Consider the following 18,182-nt stretch of genomic DNA (forward strand, 5'->3'; position numbering starts at 1 on the left):
ACGATTCTTATTGGTAGATGGCGTCGCTGTATTCCGCGACGGTCAGAGATACCGTGTTATCTGTGTTCGGTTTGATGCTGTTGACCGTCCATAGCTGACTGTCCAGTTCCTCCACCGTCGCTATGAGATAGCGCGACGGAAGTTGCACAGTGTCTCCGTTCCATATATTCAGCTGAATGTCGGGTATTGCCGAGGTGAAGCCGTACTTCGTGTCACCGCGGGCGGTGGCCGGATAACGCAGTGTCGGGTTACCCAGACTGTCGGTCACCAGCACGTACATTGAACCGGTAAAGGCGATCGGCTCGCTGGTATCAAAGTTATTCCCGGAGCGGCCGGTGATGTAACCCTGCTGCTGGTTACTGTCGTAAATGTCTGGCATCTGAATGACGCTACCGACCTGGATAATGCCGTCCTCAAACACTTTGGCGTTCATCTTCACGCGCGAGTAGATCAGGCGTTTGGTTTCGCGTAATGCGCGCTCCCGGGCCTGATACTCGTTACGGAAGCCGACTATCTCCAGCTTGTTCGGGTTTTCCGCTTCCTGCTCGACGATGGCGCCGTTCAGCACGCGGTAGTTGATGTACGTCTTATTGTTCGTGGTCGGGTGGACGTAGGACACCTGTACGCCGTCGTAGCCGCCAGGAAGCGTGGCCTCGTACGTCATTTTGTACTCGTCCGTCTTCATGTTGGCCCGGTTGAATACGGCCGCCGGGTAATCCACTTTCTGATCACGGGTAAACGTCAGCACGCCGTCGTCCCAGTACGCCACCACCGACGCCGCATTGCAGATCGTCTGCACGCGGTCGCCGAGAGAATCGTTCTCGTCGTCAAACGTGTAGTCAAAGTAACCCAGACGCTCGTCAGGTAGGCTCTCGGCAATAGAGTAGAGGCCGTACAGGTCAATGCTGCTGACCGGCTGCCCACCCATAATCAGCCAGGTGTGTGCTACTGCATCAGCGAACGAACGCGAAGGACGCAGCGTGTAATCCACCGTCTGCGTGTCCAGGTCGTATGTGATGGTATGACGCGTCACCAGGGCGTTGTATTTGCGGTCACGGCTTCCGAGGGCGTTCTCTGTCGCCCTTACCTTCACGCGCACCAGCGTATCGGTTGGATGCACTACGTTGGTTCTGACGTTGACCGAGTGGATCTCCTCAACCTTCAGGATAGAAGCATCACTTGAGTTATCTGTGCGCTGTAAGTTAATGGCGTACTTGCCGAAACCTCCGTTCGGCGTCAGCTTATCAGTGCGATAAAACACTTCGCTGGATGATTTGTGCGGCGTCCCCTGGTGATACGTGAACGTCTGCTGAGTACCCGGCACCTGGTTGTAGTCATCGTCAATCTTCCAGATCGTGACCTTCCAGTCGGCTGACTTTTTGCCGCCCAGTTGCACCTGAGTGTGCAGCCACAACTGAGAAGACTCGACCGGCGAGAAGAACGGGCCTACCACGAGCGCTTCGTTATCGTTGAGGATGAATTTCGTCGTGTTGATTGTCGCCGTTGCCGGCACGTCAGGAGGGCCAATCAGATCCCCCATCGTGAATGTGTACCACCGGACCGGGTTAACAACCGCGCCGTCGTTAGTTTCGACAGCAGATATCAGCGTGCCGGAGAAATCGACATCCTGCGTCACGTTGCCCGTCGTGGTGCTGTAAGTGACGTTTATCGTGAATGTAACCGCATGCGGAAGGACGAGGCCCATGAAGTAATCAAACTCAGCCTGCTTGATGATTTTTACTGCAATCTGCCCGCCGGAGTAAGTTCCGCTCACAACCGTATTGGCGGTGGCTGTCTCGATCGGGAAATTGTCCGATTCGTTTTGGCCAGGCACTTCCTGCCCGTCGACGTCGTCGAACCCGTAGCCTTCGTTGATGGTGGGGATCACTTCGCCCGGCTGGTAAAACTGAAACTCTGCACCGGCCATGCTTCCGAGGCTGGACTCTGAATAACGCACAGATTCGTAATCGTATTTGCCGATCCCGATGCACATCCATTCAGTAACGTATTTCAGGCCGCCATCCGTGTCGCTCTGGCGCACATATTCGAACAAAGATTCCTGAATCAGGTCCGGGAACGAGCGGATTTGCCCGTAAATGTCCGGTTTTGCTTTATAGACGCGCGCAGTATTCGTCTGGCCGGTCAGGCTATTGTTTGGCGAGTCAATCGTGTTGCCGCCGGTATTAGCGATCGCCGGCTTCGGAGCCAGGAACGAAAATACCTGTCCCACCACCTTAAATATCGGGCTCAGAATGTCTTCAACGATGCCCTTTGGCTGGTCGAATATCTGGATGTGGTCCAGCTCACTCAGCTCAAACGCCAGCTCGTCATCGTCGCCCAGCTTAACGCCATTGCGGACGATCAGCAGATCACGATGAAAATTAGCGTCATTGGCCGCCAGCCAGTCATAAAAAAGGGTGCCGTTTGGCACCCTGCAACGCAGCTTAGGCGTTCCTGGAAAATTCGATATCTCAACCAGCGCCATAAGAAAAATACTCCACTTTGGTGAATGCTCGCTGAATGACCAGCAACGAGTCCATGCGCACGCTTCCGTTCTCGCCACGCGAGTGCAGCGCCTGCCTGTTCAGCACCAGGCCAACATGCGCCGGTTGTGCGCCGCGGTACCCGACGAATATCCCACCCTCGACCGGCTTATCGACCGGACGCCAGAAAACGACATCACCCTGATAGCAGGTGAAGAAGTCGGCCCCGGCTTCGTAGTCCGGTGTCTGGTGCAGCTCAATGCCGAGAACGTGCCGGTAATACAGCACCACCAGCCCCCAGCAATCGACTTTCTCGAAAGAACAGGCACGGTTAGCCCACGGCACGCCGATCAACTTCCTAACAAAATCAGAGGTACTGCAGGCCGGTGTATTCCGTAGGGTCATAAAGCCGTCCGATGTTGTTGTTCAGCGGGTTGGTCACGGAGAGGGTTACCGATGCAGCGTCGGCGTCGATATCCACCGTCTTTACGTATAACTGCCACGACTTAATCGGCCCCGACACGTCGCCACTGTCGAATATCTGCCGCGTGGCCGTGATAGCCGTCAGCCTGTCCGCACCCTTCCACTGCTTCATCAGCGCTTTGACGTCCGACGATAGCCGCCCTAACTTCACGGTCGCGTCGATCACCGGCGTTCCGCTCTGCTGGCTCTCTTCGATTTCAAATCGCGCTGGCGTGTACGTCTGGCCGCCAAGCGTCTTCGGGAAGAACTGTTTATCGACAAGGCGGACATAGCCAAATGATGGGTGATAGAACGTGATGGTGTCGTACAGGCCGCGCGTCGGGCGCTGCTGCTTATACTCCCTGAAACTCGGCATTATGGCACCCTCGGAAGACTTTCCGGATCACGCCCGTCCGGATAACCCGTGACAACGATATCCAGCCACGAATCCCACGGCGGCGGTAGTTCAACAATAACGTCATCAAACTCGTCATCTGCGTTGTAGAGGTGGTTAGCGATAACGGTCCCAGTCCAGGTCACCACTCCGCCGTCAATACTGGTTTGCACTGGCATCTGCGTGAAGTGAAGCTCCTGCAGCTGCAGGCCACTGCCGCCAAGATTGATATTCATCCGGAACCAGTTCAGACCCCGGTTGAGATAGTTCGGGCTGCGCAGCCACTGCTGGAATGCTCGCTCCTCAGCCAGAGTGAAGATCCACGTCAGTGACCAGGTCACTTTCAGGTCGTCAGTAAGGCTCTGGAAGATAGCCGGGCCGACCGCTGGCTGATCGGTCTGGAACCCGGTATCGAGCGTCATGTTTTTGCTGGCCTTCTGCGCCAGCGGCAGCCAGTCGGGATAGTCGATAATTGGCATCAGCCCTGCCCTCTTGGCGTGCGTTTAACGTTCATATTGCTGGTAATAGCGCTACTGATTGGCCCGCCGTTGTTCAGGTCTGCAACAATGACATCAACGGTAAGCCCACCATTTGCATCAGTGCCAGCCTGTGCATCAACAGACGATGACGTGTAGTTCTGGATGTTGATAACTACCCCTCCTCCGCCAGCAGTCATCTCCTTGTTGCTGATCACTCTGCCATTGTCGCCCGGTATCATGTACTGCTTACCGGTGCTGGCCTGGTAAATCTCCGGCATGCCACCTTCGCCGACCTGATACATTCCGCCAGCCGATACTGGACCGCCGTTCTTACGCTTACCAGACAAGGCCAGGATGCCAGCCATAGCACCGATACCGATCGCCACCGCACCACCGAATGATGCGATGGATGACATGATGGCCGCAGGAGTCCATGCTGCAGTTGTGGCCGCCGCCGCCGCGGTAGACGTCGCCGTCGTGGTGGCAATGCCTGCCGCCTGTGCCGTGGTAGATGCTGCAACCGCTGCAGTTGTGGCCGTCTGACCCATGATGGCCGATTTCACCCACTCAACACCCATCTGCACGAAGGTGTTAATAAGGCTGTTCAGGACGGTATTGCCGATCGAGCGTAGAGCATCAGAAGCCGACATGCTCCCGGTGATGATGCCGGTTAAGGCATTTGACGCATTACCGGCCAGCGCATCAAAGGAAGCTGCCAGCGCTTCATTGCCTGCACTCTGGTTACGGAAGATCTCCCACTGTGCAGCGATGCGAGCCTGCTCGTACTCTCTGTCAGCAGTAGCGCGCAGCATAAGTGCGTTCTGGTGAGTGATAATCCCCTGCTGCTCGTAGGCCTGAATAAGCGCGAGTTTACGGGCATTTTCATTCGCCAGTTGCTGCACCGGGTCCACGCCGCCAGCAGCTTCCTGCTGCGGGCTTACAGCCTGATCGGCACGGATTTTCGCAAGGTTGGCCTGGTGGGTTGCTTCCAGTCGTTCAGATGTCTGATTGAACTGCTCCTGACTGATTTTCTTCGCAGCCAGTGCGGTTTTCAGATCCTCAACATCCTGCTTATAGCTGGCGTTTTCGCGCGCTTCTGGCAGCAGTTTCTCGGCTGCAGCCTGCGCTTTGAGTGCGTTGGCCGTATCCCATTTTGTAGCGGCGTACTGAGCAGCCAGCGCCAGCTGTTCTTTCGTTGCTCCTTTTCCAAGAGACTGCTGAGCATTCAGGATCGCCTGCTCGCGGCTCAACTTATTAGTTGAGTCGGCTGCAAGTTCTGATTGCTGTTTCAGATTCGCTAGCTTCTGAGCAATAGACTCGGACTGTGATGCGCCTTTCTTCTGCTCTGACTGGAGTGTCTTCTGCGCCTGCGTATTTTTGTACGTAGCGGCAGCGTCATCTTCCATCTGCTTGGCGTGCGGATCATCCTTCGCAAAGCCGGCATCTTCGGCAGCGTATTGTGCCTGCAGACGGGCTCGAGCCTCACCCTGTAGCTTCGACAGCGCCAGGTTGCGCTCTGACTGCTTAATAAGGTTCTTCTGTCCGGCGGTAAGGTTATCCGTGGACTTATTGAGGCTGTCTACGTTGATCTTCGCGTTGGCCGCCTCTCTCGCAAGATCGACAAGCTTACCAGCAAGCTCAGCAATAGCTGACTGCCCATCTTTGGAGGAGGACTGCATTTCCTGGAGTTTTTTCGCCAGTTCCTGGAGTGCTTCCGGTGATGGGTTATTGCTCAGATCTGATAATTCTCTTGCGAGATCAAACGCTGACTGCTTGCTGATGCCCAGGCGAGAAGAAAGCGTGCTTACCGTTGAAGATAAAGAGCTCACAATGCCAGAGGCATATTGACCCTGACTGTTGGCCTGTTGAATGGCCTGGCTCCAGTCATTTGTGGTAACGCCAAGCGCAGAAAGCTCATCGTTGAATTTTTTGATGCTTGGAGACGCGCCCCCAACCGCCGCCAGTGCGCGATCGCCTAACGTAATGAAAGCATCAGACGCGTCACTAATGGCCTTCGGAATCTTTGAGATCGCCTGGTTATACTCGAGCAGCGCCTGATTTCGCAGCAAAGTAGCCACGTCGGCATTTACGCGCGCCAGGGCAGCATACTTGTCGGAAAGCGCAGCCACGCCTTGCGAGGAAATGGTGATCACCTTATCCATCGCTTCAGCTGCGTCTTTCAGCGCATCCATGGCGTTCTTACCGCCATTAAGCGAAGTAATCAGCACGCCAGCCAGCACAGAGCTAAGCGCTATTATGGCGCCAACGACTGCACCACCAGGACCGAATGCACCAGCGAGTTGCGAGCCCTGTTGAGCGAACGCCACCAGCGCAGACTGTCCGCCCTGCACCTGTACGATGAAGTCCTGAACCTGATACCCGGCCTGCTGCATGCTGGTTTTCCAGTTGCCAGTGCCCTTTGCGCCATTTTCAACGCCAGTCTTCATGTCATACAGGCGACCAGTAAGCTCGCCGATCTTTTGCTTTTCTTCGTCGGTGGCTTTCGACCCTGCACGCAACTGTGCAGCTAGGACTGCGGCACTGCGCGCGCCATTCTCCTGCGCCTCGTCAAGCACCGCCAGCTGGTTGCCAAGCGCCTCGATGATGGATTCGGCTCGGCTGAATTCACTGCTCGCGCCGCCTGTGCCGCTGCGGGCCTCTTCCATAGCGCGGGCAATACCGCTCACGTTGGTGTTCAGCTTGCGCAGCTGGTTGTCCATGGAGTTGGCATAACCGGCCAGTTCAGTAAACGCGGATCCAGTTTGAGACGTACTCTGGTCGAGGTTATCCATTCCCTTGCCGGACTGCTGGGCTGCAGCATCCAGTTTATCCAGAGCATCAATGGCCTGTTTCCCGCCCTGCAGCAACGGTTCAACGTCGGCGCTGATTTCATAAACGATGCTACCGGCGTTCTTCTCACCTGCCATGTCATTCTCCGGTTATTGCTTTGCTTTTGCCCTGCGTGCGGCCTGTTTAGCCAGGTATTCGTCGGCGATGCTGTCGTACTCTTCACGAGTGAAGCCTTTCTGGTCCGGGTATTTAGCCGCCAGCAGCATCTGAAATTCGGTCATCGTTAACTGAGAGGCTTCGTCGCGGTTCATGCCGAAGTGGCTGCGAGCTGCGCTGATGTAGTCGAATGCTTTAAACTCTGTAGTGCGCTCGCCTGTTTCATGGCGCTGCAACTGGCGAACCTTGGCTTTTCCGACGATGCCGTGCTGCATGAGGTGCTGCGCCAGCACGATAATGTCGTTCTTTGGCAATCTGCCCGGCCGGTATACGACGCAGTGCCGCCACCCCTTCCACTCGCCTATCATTGGCGTCAGATCGTCATCGCAGCACGCCTGCAGCACAAGCATGCACGTTGATAGCAGCTTCTCAGCGGCGCGGTTGAATGATGGAGAAAGCCATTCTGGAAAGCGTCCCAGCGTGCCAGCGCAAACCTCTATCAGCTGAGCGACATCATTCCCATGGATGGTGGCATAGGCCCGCACAATCTCTTCCGGAGTGCCGATTCTGGTCATTGCCTCGAATGATGGCCTGAGCAGGTAGTCTTTCCCGCCTTCTCGGCTGTCGCTGATAGAAAGTTCGCCAATATCGGTTAAAGCGGTCATAGGCCTTCCAGTAAACGGTCATTATCAAGGGCAGCACGCCGCCCTTTGGAATGTCCGTTAGGTAACGGTAACCGTATGCACGGCCACAAAGTTGCCATCTTCGGTGTTGATGATGATCTGCGCGCTGCCGGTGGCAGCACGCGTCACGGTAACGGTGTTGCCGGAGGCGGTGGCCGTTGCTTTGGTCGCGTCGGTAGTCGCTACAGTGAAGTCTTTGTTGGTGGCGCCGGTTGGTGCGATGTTCACCGTGAAGGTGCTGGTACCGCCTGCCGTGCCGGTGCTGGTTGTCGGGGTTACCGTCACGCCAGTCACCGCAACCGCAGTGATTTCGTTCACTTCGATGGTGCTCGCGTCACCGACTTTGAACTCGGTTGAGAATGTAACGATGTCGTTGGTGCCACCATCAGAACTCAACGCGTTAATGTTCATGTAGCCGATGAATTCAATCGGGCCGTAGTCCATGCGCACCCAGATACCAGGCTGGCGCTTGGCCTTCAGCTCGTCAGCGAAATACTTAATGAACTTGCCAACGCCGTACTGATCCAGTTTGTCCTTCTTGCGCACTTCGCCTTCAAAGCTCAGGGTGAAGTCACTGTTGGTGATGATGGTCTCGACATAGCCGCCGCCGTCATCCGCATCAGAGGTAACCGAGTTCGGGTTGAAGTCGAAGCCCTTCGACGTACCAGCAGCCAGCGCCTTCCACTCAGATTCAAGTGGCTTGACGTCCGGGCAGCCATCGGCGACTTCCAGCACGACCGCACCGCCGAAAAGGCGCTCGTTCGAGTTCTGGCAATTAGCCATGTGAAACTCCTCTTTGACGTATAAAAGAAAACCCGCCAGAGCGGGTTATTTGGTTGGGATGGCTATTCGCCGTAAGTGCAGGCGAACTGGAGTCGGAAGACTATTCGCCCTTCTTCTGTGAGCACCGGCGCGGGAATTGCGCCCATGTTCTGGATGTAGCCGACGCACTCGTCAGCCATGGGGTTGGCCTGGACGTAATCGACGATGCGCTGCACGGCATTGAGTGCGTCCTTGCGCTTATCTTTTGCGCCTACGACGTCGACCAGGACGTGATATTCAGAACCGAGGTCAGTACGGATGTTCGATCCGCCGTTTGGCCTGAATACCATGATCGCCTTCGACAGGTCTCCAGGGTCGTCGTACATCAGCTGCTGCACCGTGAAGCCGGTCGTTAGCCCGGCGTCGCCGAACATGTTGCGCACCCGCTCATGCATCATGGGTGTCATAACGAAAGCTCCTTGTGCATCACCGCGTCAACGTTATTGCGCTCGTCATTCGCGCCTTTGGTCAGGAATTGAGGCTCACTATGCGGATCCCAGTAGTTGCCCTTTCCTGTCCCGCCACCGAATTCTTTCGGTTTCTGCGGGCCGAACTCAGACCGGTTACTGGTCACGCCGAAGTGCGCGCGCGGCTGGCCTTTCAGCTTTCCGGACGCCTTATGAACGTACGCGGCATAGTTGGCTGAGTAACCGATGCGCCCAGTAATGAGAACCCCGCCAGCGTCGATTTCACGGAACTGGCTGTTAACCAAGGTAGAGGTGTCGATCGGGGTGTAATAGGCTGCCCGGGCACCGATGAGAATCATCGCTGACTGGAGGGCGCGGATTACCTTGCGCCCCTTAACGTCGTTGATGACATCGTTAAGGTGCTTCTTCGCCTGGCTGATGCCCTTCACTTTGATGCCCATGGTTTTCTCCAGGCAATAAAAAAGGCCGCCTAAGCGACCTTAGTTTTTCTGATTCTCGCGTAGCCATCGCCACATCTCGTAAATGCTTCTGGAGGAAATCGCGATAGTTGCAACACCGAGAATTATAACTGTCAAGCTGATCCACATCAGAGCACCTCCGTTGAAATCATACGCCAGTTAGTATCGCGTAATCATCAGTCAGCCGTTCGAACGTATCGGCATAGCGGATAACCTGCCGCACCTCGTCGGCACCGGCGACAACCGGGTCGGGTTCGGTAGACACGCCAATCAGCAGGTAATCACCCGCAGCAGCCAGCGCGAACTCAGTCCAGACAGTGTTCTTAACGACGATTTCAGCTCCCAGGCTGGCTAACTTCTTGCTGAGCCCACCTTCGTAATCACAGAGGATTTGCTCAGGTTCGGCATAGCCCAGCGGATCGCCGTATTCGTCATTACCTTCCAGCTTGCGCCAGATGGTCGCAGTGGCGGTATAGCTCCAGTTCGCTACCGATGACATCAGCCCTCCTTCCAGCGCAGCACCTTTGCGCCAGTCGCCCGGATGCGCGCACAGTTGATATGCCACTCGCCGTCCGATTTCACGTAGCCGGTAGTTTCCCGCCCGGTGTCGGTTTCGACCCATACGCGGGTGAGTGGCTTCGGCTTGCCTTCTGTCACTGATTTGTACTTCATCACTTATCCCCGCACATGCAGCCACCCTTCCCGATCCAGATACCAGCGAATGCCGGGGCGGCGGTAGGGTCAGCAGGAATAAGGGCAGTGGCGCAGCCGTACTTATCCAGCCCGCGCAGCAGGTTCACTGATGCTTTCCAGCGATCGGTGAAAGACTGGTATCGGAACGAGCGAGACGACCCGCTTGGTGCCGTTTGGCTGGAGATGTATTTATCCCCCTGCCCGAGCCCCATAAGCGCCAGCAGATAGAGCTGAATCAACAGCGAGGTCGATGCAGGATAATGTGCATCGAGACACTCCTGAATACTGTTTGCCTGGTCGACGAGAGCCTGAAGAACAAAATCGGGAATGGTAATTCCCTGGCTCTCCAGATACTCCTTCGCCTGTTCGAGAGTTACCATTATCGACTCCGTGAAATACCCCGCCGGAGCGGGGCATAAAAAAACCGCCTTAGCGGCGGCTGTTATTCAGCAGGGAAAAGCTTTTCGAGCTCACCATCCGGCAATAGCTCACTGAGCTTTTCAGCGCCAAGATTGCCTTTAAACTCGATACCCAGTTCAGTCAGACGAGCCTGGATAACCTCTTTGCGTGATTTCTCACCGGTACCGGCATCAGGTGTCGCAGGTTTCAGCTCACCACCAGCCTCGCCTTTCATCAGCCGGACGTTAGACTTCAGCGCCGGGTGAAGCTCTTTCAACTCCACCACGTCGCCAATCTTCACGCCGAACCATGGGCGCAAAACTTCGTATTTAGCCATGCTGTTTCCTTACGCCAGGTTAGCGCCGTAGACAACGCCAGACAGGCCCTGATCGTCTGCGGTAATTTGCAGACCTTCAGCAGACATAATCTGGAAGTTGTAGTTAACGTTAGGCAGTGGGCGCGGCAGCGGAACAACGCCTACAGCCATACCCACCAGTGGAGAGATCACGTCACGGCGACGAACGTACGCGATAAACTCGTTACCGGTCAGCGCGAAGCTCATGCGGATTTCTTTCACTGGCGCGAACGGCAGAACCGCCTGCAATACAGTGCCGCTTACAACGCCATTCACCACGTACGGCTGCGCCAGGTTTGCCCAGATTTCCGGGGAAACCCACATCACATCGTATGCGGCGACTTTGTTGGTGCGCGCGGTTGTACCGAATGCCCCTTTACCGAAGAATGCGAAGATCGCAGTCATGTCAGCGGTGGTCAGGTCGATGCTCGCGCCACCAGCACCGGAACCGAGGTTGATCTTCTTGGTGTTTCGGTGGTTCTTAATGCCCTGCGCCGGGTAGGACTGAACCTGAATTTTTGAATCGCCGTTCAGGTAGTAGTTGACGCGCTTCTGGTTGAACTTGCGCATCTTCGCCATCTGCGAATCCAGAACCAGATCAATGCCTACAGAGTTAAGGCCAGCAGCATGACGCCAGTTAACACCGTAGCCAGCAGTGAACACCGGAATCGGGTCGCCATCGCTCGCGTAATCAGTGTGGTCGAAGGAGAATGGCGCCTGACCATCGATGCTTACTGACACGTCGTCAGCGATGTCGCCGACCACGTTATACAGCTTGGCGGTTTTACCGACCGGCAGCACGGTCTGAACGCCGATCAGGTCGTTCACGATTTCCATGCCAACTTCCTGATCGCGCAGTTGCAGCACCTGATTGTCAATCTCAGCCCAGAAGTCACGGGAGAAACCGCCAACGGCGTTACATGCCAGCATGTCAGGCGTCATGATTGCGCGGTTAGCCGCGATGATGGAATCGTTCTGAAGGTTCCACATGTTGCGGTTTGCCCACAGTTCGCTCCAGTGCCCGCCGAGGCGGGAGTTAGTCGCCAGCGTCTCTTTAGAGAAGTACATATGTGTTTGTCCTTTTGTTACGCGCCAGCTGCGGCGACAGTGCCAACGCGCATACGCACGCGAATGAAGTCAGTGGTGCTGGCCGCGATGGTGTATTCATCCTGGCTGTAGCCGATCACTGAATCAGTATCATCGGTTGCCAGGGTAAACTGACCGGCAGTACCCAGCTTGATCGGACTGTCTTTCTTATACGCACCAGGCAGGCAGCGCAGCGCCAGCTCACGACCTTCTTCGACGTAGTTGCCGACAGCAGAATCACCGGCAGGGATTGATTCAGTGATGGTCAGGCCCTGGTGGTAACCAACATCGATGATGTACAGGCGACCGGTTAGCGCGGTGGCCTGAGCGAATTTATCGGATGAGTTGATAGTTGCCGCAGTACCGGGAAGCAGCGCGGCGGCCGTAGTGCGGGTTTCGGTCTTGTACATAGACTGACCGTCGATATTAACGCGACGATAACGTGGCATTATTCCGGCTCCTTACTTGAAGTGTTCGTCAGCGGCAGGTGCGCCGGTTTCTTTGTGCTGCTGTGCATTGTTAGTACCCAGCGGAGCAGCTTCGCCCAGCGACTTGAACATGGCGTCCAGCGCTTCTCCTGACAGTGCGTTAGCCACGATGTCGCCATGGGCCTTCGCAACCGCTTCGCGCTTTGTTTTCTCTTCGGCGCGAGAGTTGGCAGTCAGGGTTTCGGCAAGCTTGTCCTGATTGGCCTGCAGACCGGTGATCGCATCCTTAATCGGATTCAGGGCATCGGCGAAGTTAGCGGCCAGGCCTTTACCGATTTCGCTGATCAGCTCTTGTTTCTCTTCAGTGGTTAAAGGCATGTCGCCCTCCGTTTTGTGGTTTGGTGCAGGCTGTTCCTGCGGTGTGAATAGAGCTTTGAATTTGTTAGCGACGACGGCCACCCACGACTCCTGGCGCGCTACTGCGGTTCCGGTATCGTCGATTGTGATCTTCCCGCCATCAGCGGAATAACCGTAAACCTGAGCATCACCGCCATTTCGCACGATGACCACCTGCGAGTCAGTGAAGTCAGCAACCCAGGCATATTCATCCGTGCCCGGCGCAAACTTGGCTTTGGCTGCCCGATCGAGACGCTGCTCGCGCTCCCGGTAGGATTCACCCACCAGCGCGCCGGAGTTAGCCTTAAGCGGCTGTGCAAGATCAGCGTTAACCATCAGGCCAACGCCCTGCTCAGGAGTGGCGGCCCCGACCTCGTGCAGAAGGATCGCGTCGTGGTCCATGCCGTGGATATCTGCCACCCACTCAGCACCTGTGGCGCGCTGCTGATCGTTGGGTTCAAGTTGGTCGAGGAATGCGGCAACACTGGTATGAATCGGCGGAACGTCATCACCGCGCTCGATAGCTGCGACGCGCTCGAGTAGTTCTCGGCCACCTTCAGACTCACTGGCGCGGGCCACATCAACCCACTTTTCGAGGTAGATGCGATTACCGGACTTCTTAACGTTGCGGTTCCACGCACCGATATGGCCTGCGTTAATCCCCTCGGGGGAGAAAGCAGACACGAACTGACCGTTAACCTGAGGATGCCCAAGCGGTGCCAGGGTGCCTTCCAGGCCCTTATAGTGGGCGTCTATTTGCTCTTGCGTGTACAAGCCGCCATTCATGACGACGTTCGCCGGAAGTGTGTAACTCGGCAGCACCAGGTGCTCACGCCCGTTGTATGTTTCGCGCCGGATGGACTGGCTGTTCACCTTCGTGGTAATGTTGACCTGCATAGGCATAGCTATTTCTCCGCCCAGGCGTAACCGCGCGCCTGCATCGATTTATATTCCTGTTTGAGTTTCGTGATGGTATCCGGGTATTCCGGATTCCCGTCCGCATCCACCAGCACCGACTGCTGGCTGCATTTGCAGTTGATGGAGTTGCCATCTTTGCTGTACCAGTCACGCACCTCTTCATTGGTGTAGAGGTGGGCATGGCGCACTGCGTGGGTATGTCGCGTTGTCGGCGACAGAGCTGAGATGTGAACCAGCAGCGTTTTCAGGCCGAAGAGGTCATTCGCTTCCTGGTCTTCATCCCACTTGGCCCGGCGCAGCGCGGTCGTCACTTCAGTGCGTGCTATACGGTTTGCCCTGCGCTTCTCGATGCCGGTCTGGTCTGTCAGGTTGCGTGCAATATCCAACGGATTGAGACCGCGGCCGACGCCATCAGTCAGCACACGCGCCATATCGCGCTTAACGTCAGCCGTCAGCCCCTTCATTTCCTCAAACACTCGGGAATGCACCAGCGCCATGCGTTGCTGATATGGGTCGCTCGCGAGAATTGACGCCAGCGACTCACGCCCGGCTGCGTAAACCGGGGATTGCTGGCTGAGGTTGTAGAACGACTGCCCGGTCCCCTTCTCCGAAGCCAGATCGATGTACTCGTAAAACCACAGGTCATAATCGCCACCTTCAAGCAGCACCTGATCCACCAAGTAACTGGCATCGTTCAGGATGATGGAGAGTAGCGTTGGGTTTAACTGGTATTCGTATCTGGCATTTACTGCGAGGGAGGAAGGTATTTTGTCGAGTGCTGATTTGTACGCTTTGCCAATCTTATTTATCCGCCTGGCGAAGTCTTTCATTGCCCGGCGTTCCAGCGCATCGGCTCCTGTCGGATCCTGGTAGTTACGCGGCAGAATCGGTGGCTTCGTCTTCTTCGTCGCCATCCTCTTCTCCTAAAGGCTCTTCATCGTCATTGTCATAGCCCGCAGCTGTACGAATCTCTTCACGGCTGAACGCTGGTTCGTCGCCGCTGCCCTGCATGGTCTGGTTAATTTCGCCCATGGTCTTAGCGTTGGTGAGCTTTTCAGTACCGGTCTGCTCGTTCAGGTCATCCCAGATAACAGCCTTCTGGATTACTGAGTCGACGATCTGCAGGTCGATAAGCTTGTCGCAGAAGTCCTCTATCTCGAAAGCGAGGTCTACTCGGCGCGACTGACAACGAGCATTAAAGTATTTCTGGTCTTCGGTGCTGGAGCGCTCGGCCTGCTGATTACCAACCAGAATGCGCGTCGGGATATCAACACCGGCGGCAGCCGTTTGCAGGTTGACGTTATAGGTCGCTGAAGGATCAGCTACAGCAGTCACCAGCGGTGTGACCGTGGCCCCTTGGGTTGTCATCAAAACATCGTTGCCACGGTTCATTTCCCCGGCCACTTCGTTAAACTTATCCTGCAGCTCGTCAATGCTCACGCCATAAAGAGACGCAAGATTGTTGAAGTCGATTTCCTTCTCAAAATTGACATTAAGCTGGCGAGCGGCGTTCTTCAGGAATGACTCACCAGACCCGCCTTCTACCTTCTCAAGACTCACGAAGGCGTTATATGCTGGCTCAAGGAAGCCAATAGCATCGTCTGAGTAATCGCCAAGGATGAAAACGCGATCGGGGTGGATGTTGACACGGCGACTTGAACCATTCGGCAACCGTTCGGCGTACTGCCACATCTTAGGCTGGCCGTACGTCTTCGAGTTCAGGCCAGTGTCCCACTCGCTCACCGTAAGCGATCCTGCCCACGCCACCGATATTTTCTGAAGACCTCGCCCTTTGGTTACCGGAAGGTTCCAGTCTTTTTCATCGCGGACGTGCAGAAGGATGCCAGCATAACGGCCCACCAGACGACGGCGATCGGCCTCAGAGAATGAGCGCCAGAATCGGTTGGTGAATACCTGTTTGGCCTTTTTCTCCCAGGCGGTTTCGTTTTCGCTCTCGTCGGCATCATCACCCTCGATAATTTCCGGGTTAGTCTGCCAGCACTTGCCCACCAACTTCTCTACGGCGCCGTGAGCGATACCACCGCGCCGATACAGGGCATAAAGGTTTTCGTAGGTTACCTGCTCAGGGAAGCCATACTCGCACCATGCGGAATGGCGCTTGTTGTCCAGCCCCATCGTCGGCGCCATCAGCCCCATACGGGCACGCGCCATCCGCGCATCGTTCAACGCATGGTTGACGGCGAGAGTTAATTTGTCAGTCATGGTTTGTCCGTTTGGTTAGCGAAGGCGTTTCGGAATCATCATCCCGGCCATCTGACCTTTGCGCTTAATGTGTCCGTCGAGGCTGTAGCGAATGCCGTCCCAGCAGTGTTCGTAACCATCAGCGAGCTTCGGTAACACCTCACCGGTGATGCGGTCCGTTTTGTAAGACCACATGCGGGCCTCTCGCGCCACGTTCTTGCAGCGAGGATGAATAATGATTTCGTCGAATCCACGAAGATGCGCTATCCCATCCTCAACGCTTCCCTGCCACTTCTCAGCAGCTGAGATGTTGAATCCCTGCCGCTTGAGATAGCTAATCGTCTCGGGTCGAGCGGAGTCTGCCTTGATGGGCCAGTCACGCGATCCGGGGATAGTGTCGTACAGCTCTGGCATGTGGTCGAGCTCCGTCTGCTGCCCGTATGCTTCGTATTCGATGTACAGCCGGTTATGCAGGATGAACGAACGCACCAGCGTGTTAGGGTCTTTAGCGAAACCGAAGTCAGCTCCGAAGAACAGACGTTCGGCCTCTTTCCATAACTGGTCCGAGAACTCAGCGATCCGGTATTTACCGGCCAGCACCTGCTTATCAGAGTTTTCGAGGTAAGCGCCCTCCCACACCCATGCGTATGTTGCCGGGTCGAGGCGTCGCTGATCGTTCTGTCGCTCACCTTCCAGCACATCAGGGAACCACGGGTTATCCGTGTAGTTCATTTCAACGGTGATGCAGTCGTCGCCAGCCTCTTTGCGGAAACGCTTGTCAGTGGCGCTACCGTCGCGCTCCGGGTTCCACGTCACCCAAATCTCTGAGCCTTCCTCACGAACGGTTGGGCTCAGCTTCTGCCAGGCTATTTCGCTGACTGATTCAGCCTCGTCGACCCAGCAAAGCAGGATGCGCGCTTTCGACTTGATGCTGTCGAGGTTATGCCGGAGACCGCAGAACACGTAGTTAACGCTCTTGTCGATGGTGCGGATGTACTTCTCGCCGATATCAAAGTTGGAAGCCAGCCAGGGGACAGACAGGATCGCCTGTTTCACCTCCTGCATGCTCGACTCTTCCAGAGAGTTCATGAATTCACGCGCGCAGAGCACCACGCCGCTTTCACCGTTCATCATCGACTGATACGCCTTTACTGCAGTCATCAGTGCGAATGTGCGCGTCTTGGCGCTGCCACGCCCACCATGCGAGCACCGGTAACGCTTATTCACGGCAGTGAACAGCGGCGCAAGCTTGGCGGGGATCGGCAGTTGAACGGCCTCACTCATGATTTCGGCTCAACAGGTAATAACTGGATGATGGTAGGCTGCGGCGTCATGCTGCCATCAGGGCTTGTGTGCTCGACTTTTTGGCGATTGGTGTAGGCATCGCCCATTTCTTTGGCGGCCTGCTCGATAAGCTGCGAGGTCATGCCGTAGTTCTTCATCTTTTCAGCATTGGCCGCCATACGGTCGAGAACGCGCAACCGGTACGCTTTATTTGCGATCGGGATGTCGGCGATCTCATTCTGGAATCGTTTACGGGTGGCGTTGAACAGGTCAATCCACTTCTGGCTCAACTTGGCCGCCATTGCGTTTCCTGGCGTATATTGCGACACCTGCTGCCGTGAGACATCAATGCCGTATTCAGCCTTTACAAGCTCAATGACTTTTACTGGCGGCTCGTAGCAGGCGAGCGATTGAACGATGAAGGCTTTAACCTCTGTCGATAATACTGCCATCGGTTACCTCCATGACAATCCTAATAAAGTCTATGCCAGCTTCAACATGCACGTCCCGCATGACCTGGCTATATCGATGTGAGCAACTTCCGCTGGCGCATTGGCCGCATCAACGAGCTCCTGTACTTCTTTACTGGCACCGTATCGACGTACTACACCAGTGAATTCTTCGACGTCGTGGCCGCGCAGTGTAAGCACTGGCTGCCCGGTCTCTTTGTTGAACCTTGGCGCACCGAAATCATCGGTGGCCTGGGCAATGTGGTAAAGCTCATGCTCTACCAGTGCGCAGAACTCAAGGTCGCTGCATTGCGAGCAGTAGTCAGCTGCCAGCGTGATGATGAACTTCGGGATTCGCCCGAACCATTCATGCATCTGCTGTTCCATTCTGGCTTTCTGCCAGCCACCGGCGCGGAGCATTACCTGCTCGGCCTGCCCGAGGACATGTCGACCTTTCTTCGCAAACGAATCGGACGCCCACATGAAGCAGAGGTCAGCCTCTAACAGGTGTTCATGGTCAGGGTTATGGATGCTGCCGGTATCACTGAGGATTTGGCGGCTTACCCACTCATGCACTTCATTGGCGGGAATGAGCCTGGTGTATGGCTGCCAGTTGTCGGAGGCGATGAAGTTAACTGGCGGATAAGGCCTGCGCTCGTCATCGTTAGCCATGGGTTACTCCGTTATCTCTTTACAGGCTCATACTTCAACTTCTGGCTAATGCCATACTTAACGATGAAGTTACCCACCTTTTGGTAATCAGGCTCGCACCGCATCATCAAGCAGAGCATTGTCAGCGTCTTGATGTAAACGGGAA

Annotated in this window: 21 protein-coding genes; all 21 read right to left on the reverse strand. The window is 55.7% G+C overall.

Annotated elements, in window-relative coordinates:
* Positions 1-7: 7 nt before the first annotated feature.
* Positions 8-2,485 carry a host specificity factor TipJ family phage tail protein gene (locus tag VF709_RS01425; RefSeq protein WP_440230724.1) on the reverse strand — a complete coding sequence of 826 codons (2,478 nt, stop codon included), beginning with the start codon at positions 2,483-2,485 and terminating at the stop codon, positions 8-10.
* Positions 2,472-2,888 (reverse strand): NlpC/P60 family protein, encoded by a 417-nt coding sequence (locus VF709_RS01430; protein WP_062728750.1) that lies wholly within the window; start codon positions 2,886-2,888, stop codon positions 2,472-2,474. The genes VF709_RS01425 and VF709_RS01430 overlap by 14 nt, the downstream gene beginning before the upstream one ends.
* On the reverse strand, positions 2,851-3,321 hold the full coding sequence (locus VF709_RS01435; protein WP_227160110.1) for a hypothetical protein: 471 nt from the start codon (positions 3,319-3,321) through the stop codon (positions 2,851-2,853). The genes VF709_RS01430 and VF709_RS01435 overlap by 38 nt, the downstream gene beginning before the upstream one ends.
* Positions 3,321-3,818 carry a hypothetical protein gene (locus VF709_RS01440; RefSeq protein WP_440230726.1) on the reverse strand — a complete coding sequence of 166 codons (498 nt, stop codon included), beginning with the start codon at positions 3,816-3,818 and terminating at the stop codon, positions 3,321-3,323. The genes VF709_RS01435 and VF709_RS01440 overlap by 1 nt, the downstream gene beginning before the upstream one ends.
* The gene (locus VF709_RS01445) at positions 3,818-6,745 is read right to left on the reverse strand and encodes a tail protein (tape measure) (protein WP_440230728.1); all 2,928 of its coding nucleotides are present in this window, start codon (positions 6,743-6,745) and stop codon (positions 3,818-3,820) included. Before VF709_RS01445 ends, VF709_RS01440 begins: the two co-directional genes overlap by 1 nt.
* A 12-nt stretch (positions 6,746-6,757) precedes the next feature.
* Positions 6,758-7,429: a DUF6246 family protein gene (locus VF709_RS01450; protein WP_440230730.1), complete on the reverse strand. Its 672-nt coding sequence runs from the start codon at positions 7,427-7,429 to the stop codon at positions 6,758-6,760.
* Between the two features lie 57 nt (positions 7,430-7,486).
* Entirely contained in the window at positions 7,487-8,230 is a 744-nt protein-coding gene (locus VF709_RS01455) for an Ig-like domain-containing protein (protein WP_440230732.1), read from the reverse strand.
* Between the two features lie 62 nt (positions 8,231-8,292).
* A complete protein-coding gene (locus tag VF709_RS01460) occupies positions 8,293-8,676 on the reverse strand; it encodes a phage tail termination protein (RefSeq protein WP_032608745.1) in 384 nt (127 codons plus the stop codon).
* A complete protein-coding gene (locus VF709_RS01465) occupies positions 8,673-9,137 on the reverse strand; it encodes an HK97 gp10 family phage protein (RefSeq protein ID WP_440230735.1) in 465 nt (154 codons plus the stop codon). Before VF709_RS01465 ends, VF709_RS01460 begins: the two co-directional genes overlap by 4 nt.
* A 166-nt stretch (positions 9,138-9,303) precedes the next feature.
* A complete protein-coding gene (locus VF709_RS01470) occupies positions 9,304-9,654 on the reverse strand; it encodes a hypothetical protein (protein WP_440230737.1) in 351 nt (116 codons plus the stop codon).
* Entirely contained in the window at positions 9,654-9,827 is a 174-nt protein-coding gene (locus tag VF709_RS01475; RefSeq protein WP_046619671.1) for a hypothetical protein, read from the reverse strand. Before VF709_RS01475 ends, VF709_RS01470 begins: the two co-directional genes overlap by 1 nt.
* On the reverse strand, positions 9,827-10,228 hold the full coding sequence (locus VF709_RS01480; protein WP_440230739.1) for a DUF7370 family protein: 402 nt from the start codon (positions 10,226-10,228) through the stop codon (positions 9,827-9,829). Before VF709_RS01480 ends, VF709_RS01475 begins: the two co-directional genes overlap by 1 nt.
* A 62-nt stretch (positions 10,229-10,290) precedes the next feature.
* Complete coding sequence (locus tag VF709_RS01485; protein WP_440230741.1) at positions 10,291-10,584, reverse strand: hypothetical protein; 294 nt, start codon at positions 10,582-10,584, stop codon at positions 10,291-10,293.
* 9 nt (positions 10,585-10,593) lie between these two features.
* Positions 10,594-11,670, reverse strand: coding sequence for a major capsid protein (locus tag VF709_RS01490; RefSeq protein WP_440230743.1), 1,077 nt, complete (start codon positions 11,668-11,670; stop codon positions 10,594-10,596).
* 17 nt (positions 11,671-11,687) lie between these two features.
* The gene (locus VF709_RS01495; protein WP_440230745.1) at positions 11,688-12,137 is read right to left on the reverse strand and encodes a gp53 minor capsid family protein; all 450 of its coding nucleotides are present in this window, start codon (positions 12,135-12,137) and stop codon (positions 11,688-11,690) included.
* A gap of 12 nt (positions 12,138-12,149) precedes the next feature.
* Positions 12,150-13,415, reverse strand: a complete 1,266-nt coding sequence (locus VF709_RS01500; protein WP_440230747.1) for a hypothetical protein — start codon at positions 13,413-13,415, stop codon at positions 12,150-12,152.
* Positions 13,416-13,417: 2 nt separating this feature from the next.
* A complete protein-coding gene (locus tag VF709_RS01505; RefSeq protein WP_440230749.1) occupies positions 13,418-14,344 on the reverse strand; it encodes a phage minor head protein in 927 nt (308 codons plus the stop codon).
* Positions 14,304-15,653, reverse strand: coding sequence for an anti-CBASS protein Acb1 family protein (locus VF709_RS01510; protein WP_440230751.1), 1,350 nt, complete (start codon positions 15,651-15,653; stop codon positions 14,304-14,306). Before VF709_RS01510 ends, VF709_RS01505 begins: the two co-directional genes overlap by 41 nt.
* A gap of 15 nt (positions 15,654-15,668) precedes the next feature.
* Positions 15,669-16,916 carry a PBSX family phage terminase large subunit gene (locus VF709_RS01515; protein ID WP_045343423.1) on the reverse strand — a complete coding sequence of 416 codons (1,248 nt, stop codon included), beginning with the start codon at positions 16,914-16,916 and terminating at the stop codon, positions 15,669-15,671.
* Positions 16,913-17,368 (reverse strand): DUF2280 domain-containing protein, encoded by a 456-nt coding sequence (locus VF709_RS01520; protein ID WP_440230754.1) that lies wholly within the window; start codon positions 17,366-17,368, stop codon positions 16,913-16,915. The genes VF709_RS01515 and VF709_RS01520 overlap by 4 nt, the downstream gene beginning before the upstream one ends.
* Positions 17,369-17,398: 30 nt before the next feature.
* Entirely contained in the window at positions 17,399-18,037 is a 639-nt protein-coding gene (locus VF709_RS01525) for a putative metallopeptidase (RefSeq protein WP_209662626.1), read from the reverse strand.
* Positions 18,038-18,182 lie beyond the last annotated feature (145 nt).

Source organism: Enterobacter sp. Lyrl_3 (genome assembly GCF_051948675.1).
Classification (GTDB): domain Bacteria; phylum Pseudomonadota; class Gammaproteobacteria; order Enterobacterales; family Enterobacteriaceae; genus Enterobacter; species Enterobacter cloacae.

Excerpts from the sequence above, each read along its gene's own strand:
- VF709_RS01425 (WP_440230724.1), bottom strand. The coding sequence starts at position 2,485 with ATGGCGCTGGTTGAGATATCGAATTTTCCAGGAACGCCTAAGCTGCGT.
- VF709_RS01430 (WP_062728750.1), bottom strand. The coding sequence starts at position 2,888 with ATGACCCTACGGAATACACCGGCCTGCAGTACCTCTGATTTTGTTAGG.
- VF709_RS01435 (WP_227160110.1), bottom strand. The coding sequence starts at position 3,321 with ATGCCGAGTTTCAGGGAGTATAAGCAGCAGCGCCCGACGCGCGGCCTG.
- VF709_RS01440 (WP_440230726.1), bottom strand. The coding sequence starts at position 3,818 with ATGCCAATTATCGACTATCCCGACTGGCTGCCGCTGGCGCAGAAGGCC.
- VF709_RS01445 (WP_440230728.1), bottom strand. The coding sequence starts at position 6,745 with ATGGCAGGTGAGAAGAACGCCGGTAGCATCGTTTATGAAATCAGCGCC.
- VF709_RS01450 (WP_440230730.1), bottom strand. The coding sequence starts at position 7,429 with ATGACCGCTTTAACCGATATTGGCGAACTTTCTATCAGCGACAGCCGA.
- VF709_RS01455 (WP_440230732.1), bottom strand. The coding sequence starts at position 8,230 with ATGGCTAATTGCCAGAACTCGAACGAGCGCCTTTTCGGCGGTGCGGTC.
- VF709_RS01460 (WP_032608745.1), bottom strand. The coding sequence starts at position 8,676 with ATGACACCCATGATGCATGAGCGGGTGCGCAACATGTTCGGCGACGCC.
- VF709_RS01465 (WP_440230735.1), bottom strand. The coding sequence starts at position 9,137 with ATGGGCATCAAAGTGAAGGGCATCAGCCAGGCGAAGAAGCACCTTAAC.
- VF709_RS01470 (WP_440230737.1), bottom strand. The coding sequence starts at position 9,654 with ATGTCATCGGTAGCGAACTGGAGCTATACCGCCACTGCGACCATCTGG.
- VF709_RS01475 (WP_046619671.1), bottom strand. The coding sequence starts at position 9,827 with ATGAAGTACAAATCAGTGACAGAAGGCAAGCCGAAGCCACTCACCCGC.
- VF709_RS01480 (WP_440230739.1), bottom strand. The coding sequence starts at position 10,228 with ATGGTAACTCTCGAACAGGCGAAGGAGTATCTGGAGAGCCAGGGAATT.
- VF709_RS01485 (WP_440230741.1), bottom strand. The coding sequence starts at position 10,584 with ATGGCTAAATACGAAGTTTTGCGCCCATGGTTCGGCGTGAAGATTGGC.
- VF709_RS01490 (WP_440230743.1), bottom strand. The coding sequence starts at position 11,670 with ATGTACTTCTCTAAAGAGACGCTGGCGACTAACTCCCGCCTCGGCGGG.
- VF709_RS01495 (WP_440230745.1), bottom strand. The coding sequence starts at position 12,137 with ATGCCACGTTATCGTCGCGTTAATATCGACGGTCAGTCTATGTACAAG.
- VF709_RS01500 (WP_440230747.1), bottom strand. The coding sequence starts at position 13,415 with ATGCCTATGCAGGTCAACATTACCACGAAGGTGAACAGCCAGTCCATC.
- VF709_RS01505 (WP_440230749.1), bottom strand. The coding sequence starts at position 14,344 with ATGGCGACGAAGAAGACGAAGCCACCGATTCTGCCGCGTAACTACCAG.
- VF709_RS01510 (WP_440230751.1), bottom strand. The coding sequence starts at position 15,653 with ATGACTGACAAATTAACTCTCGCCGTCAACCATGCGTTGAACGATGCG.
- VF709_RS01515 (WP_045343423.1), bottom strand. The coding sequence starts at position 16,916 with ATGAGTGAGGCCGTTCAACTGCCGATCCCCGCCAAGCTTGCGCCGCTG.
- VF709_RS01520 (WP_440230754.1), bottom strand. The coding sequence starts at position 17,368 with ATGGCAGTATTATCGACAGAGGTTAAAGCCTTCATCGTTCAATCGCTC.
- VF709_RS01525 (WP_209662626.1), bottom strand. The coding sequence starts at position 18,037 with ATGGCTAACGATGACGAGCGCAGGCCTTATCCGCCAGTTAACTTCATC.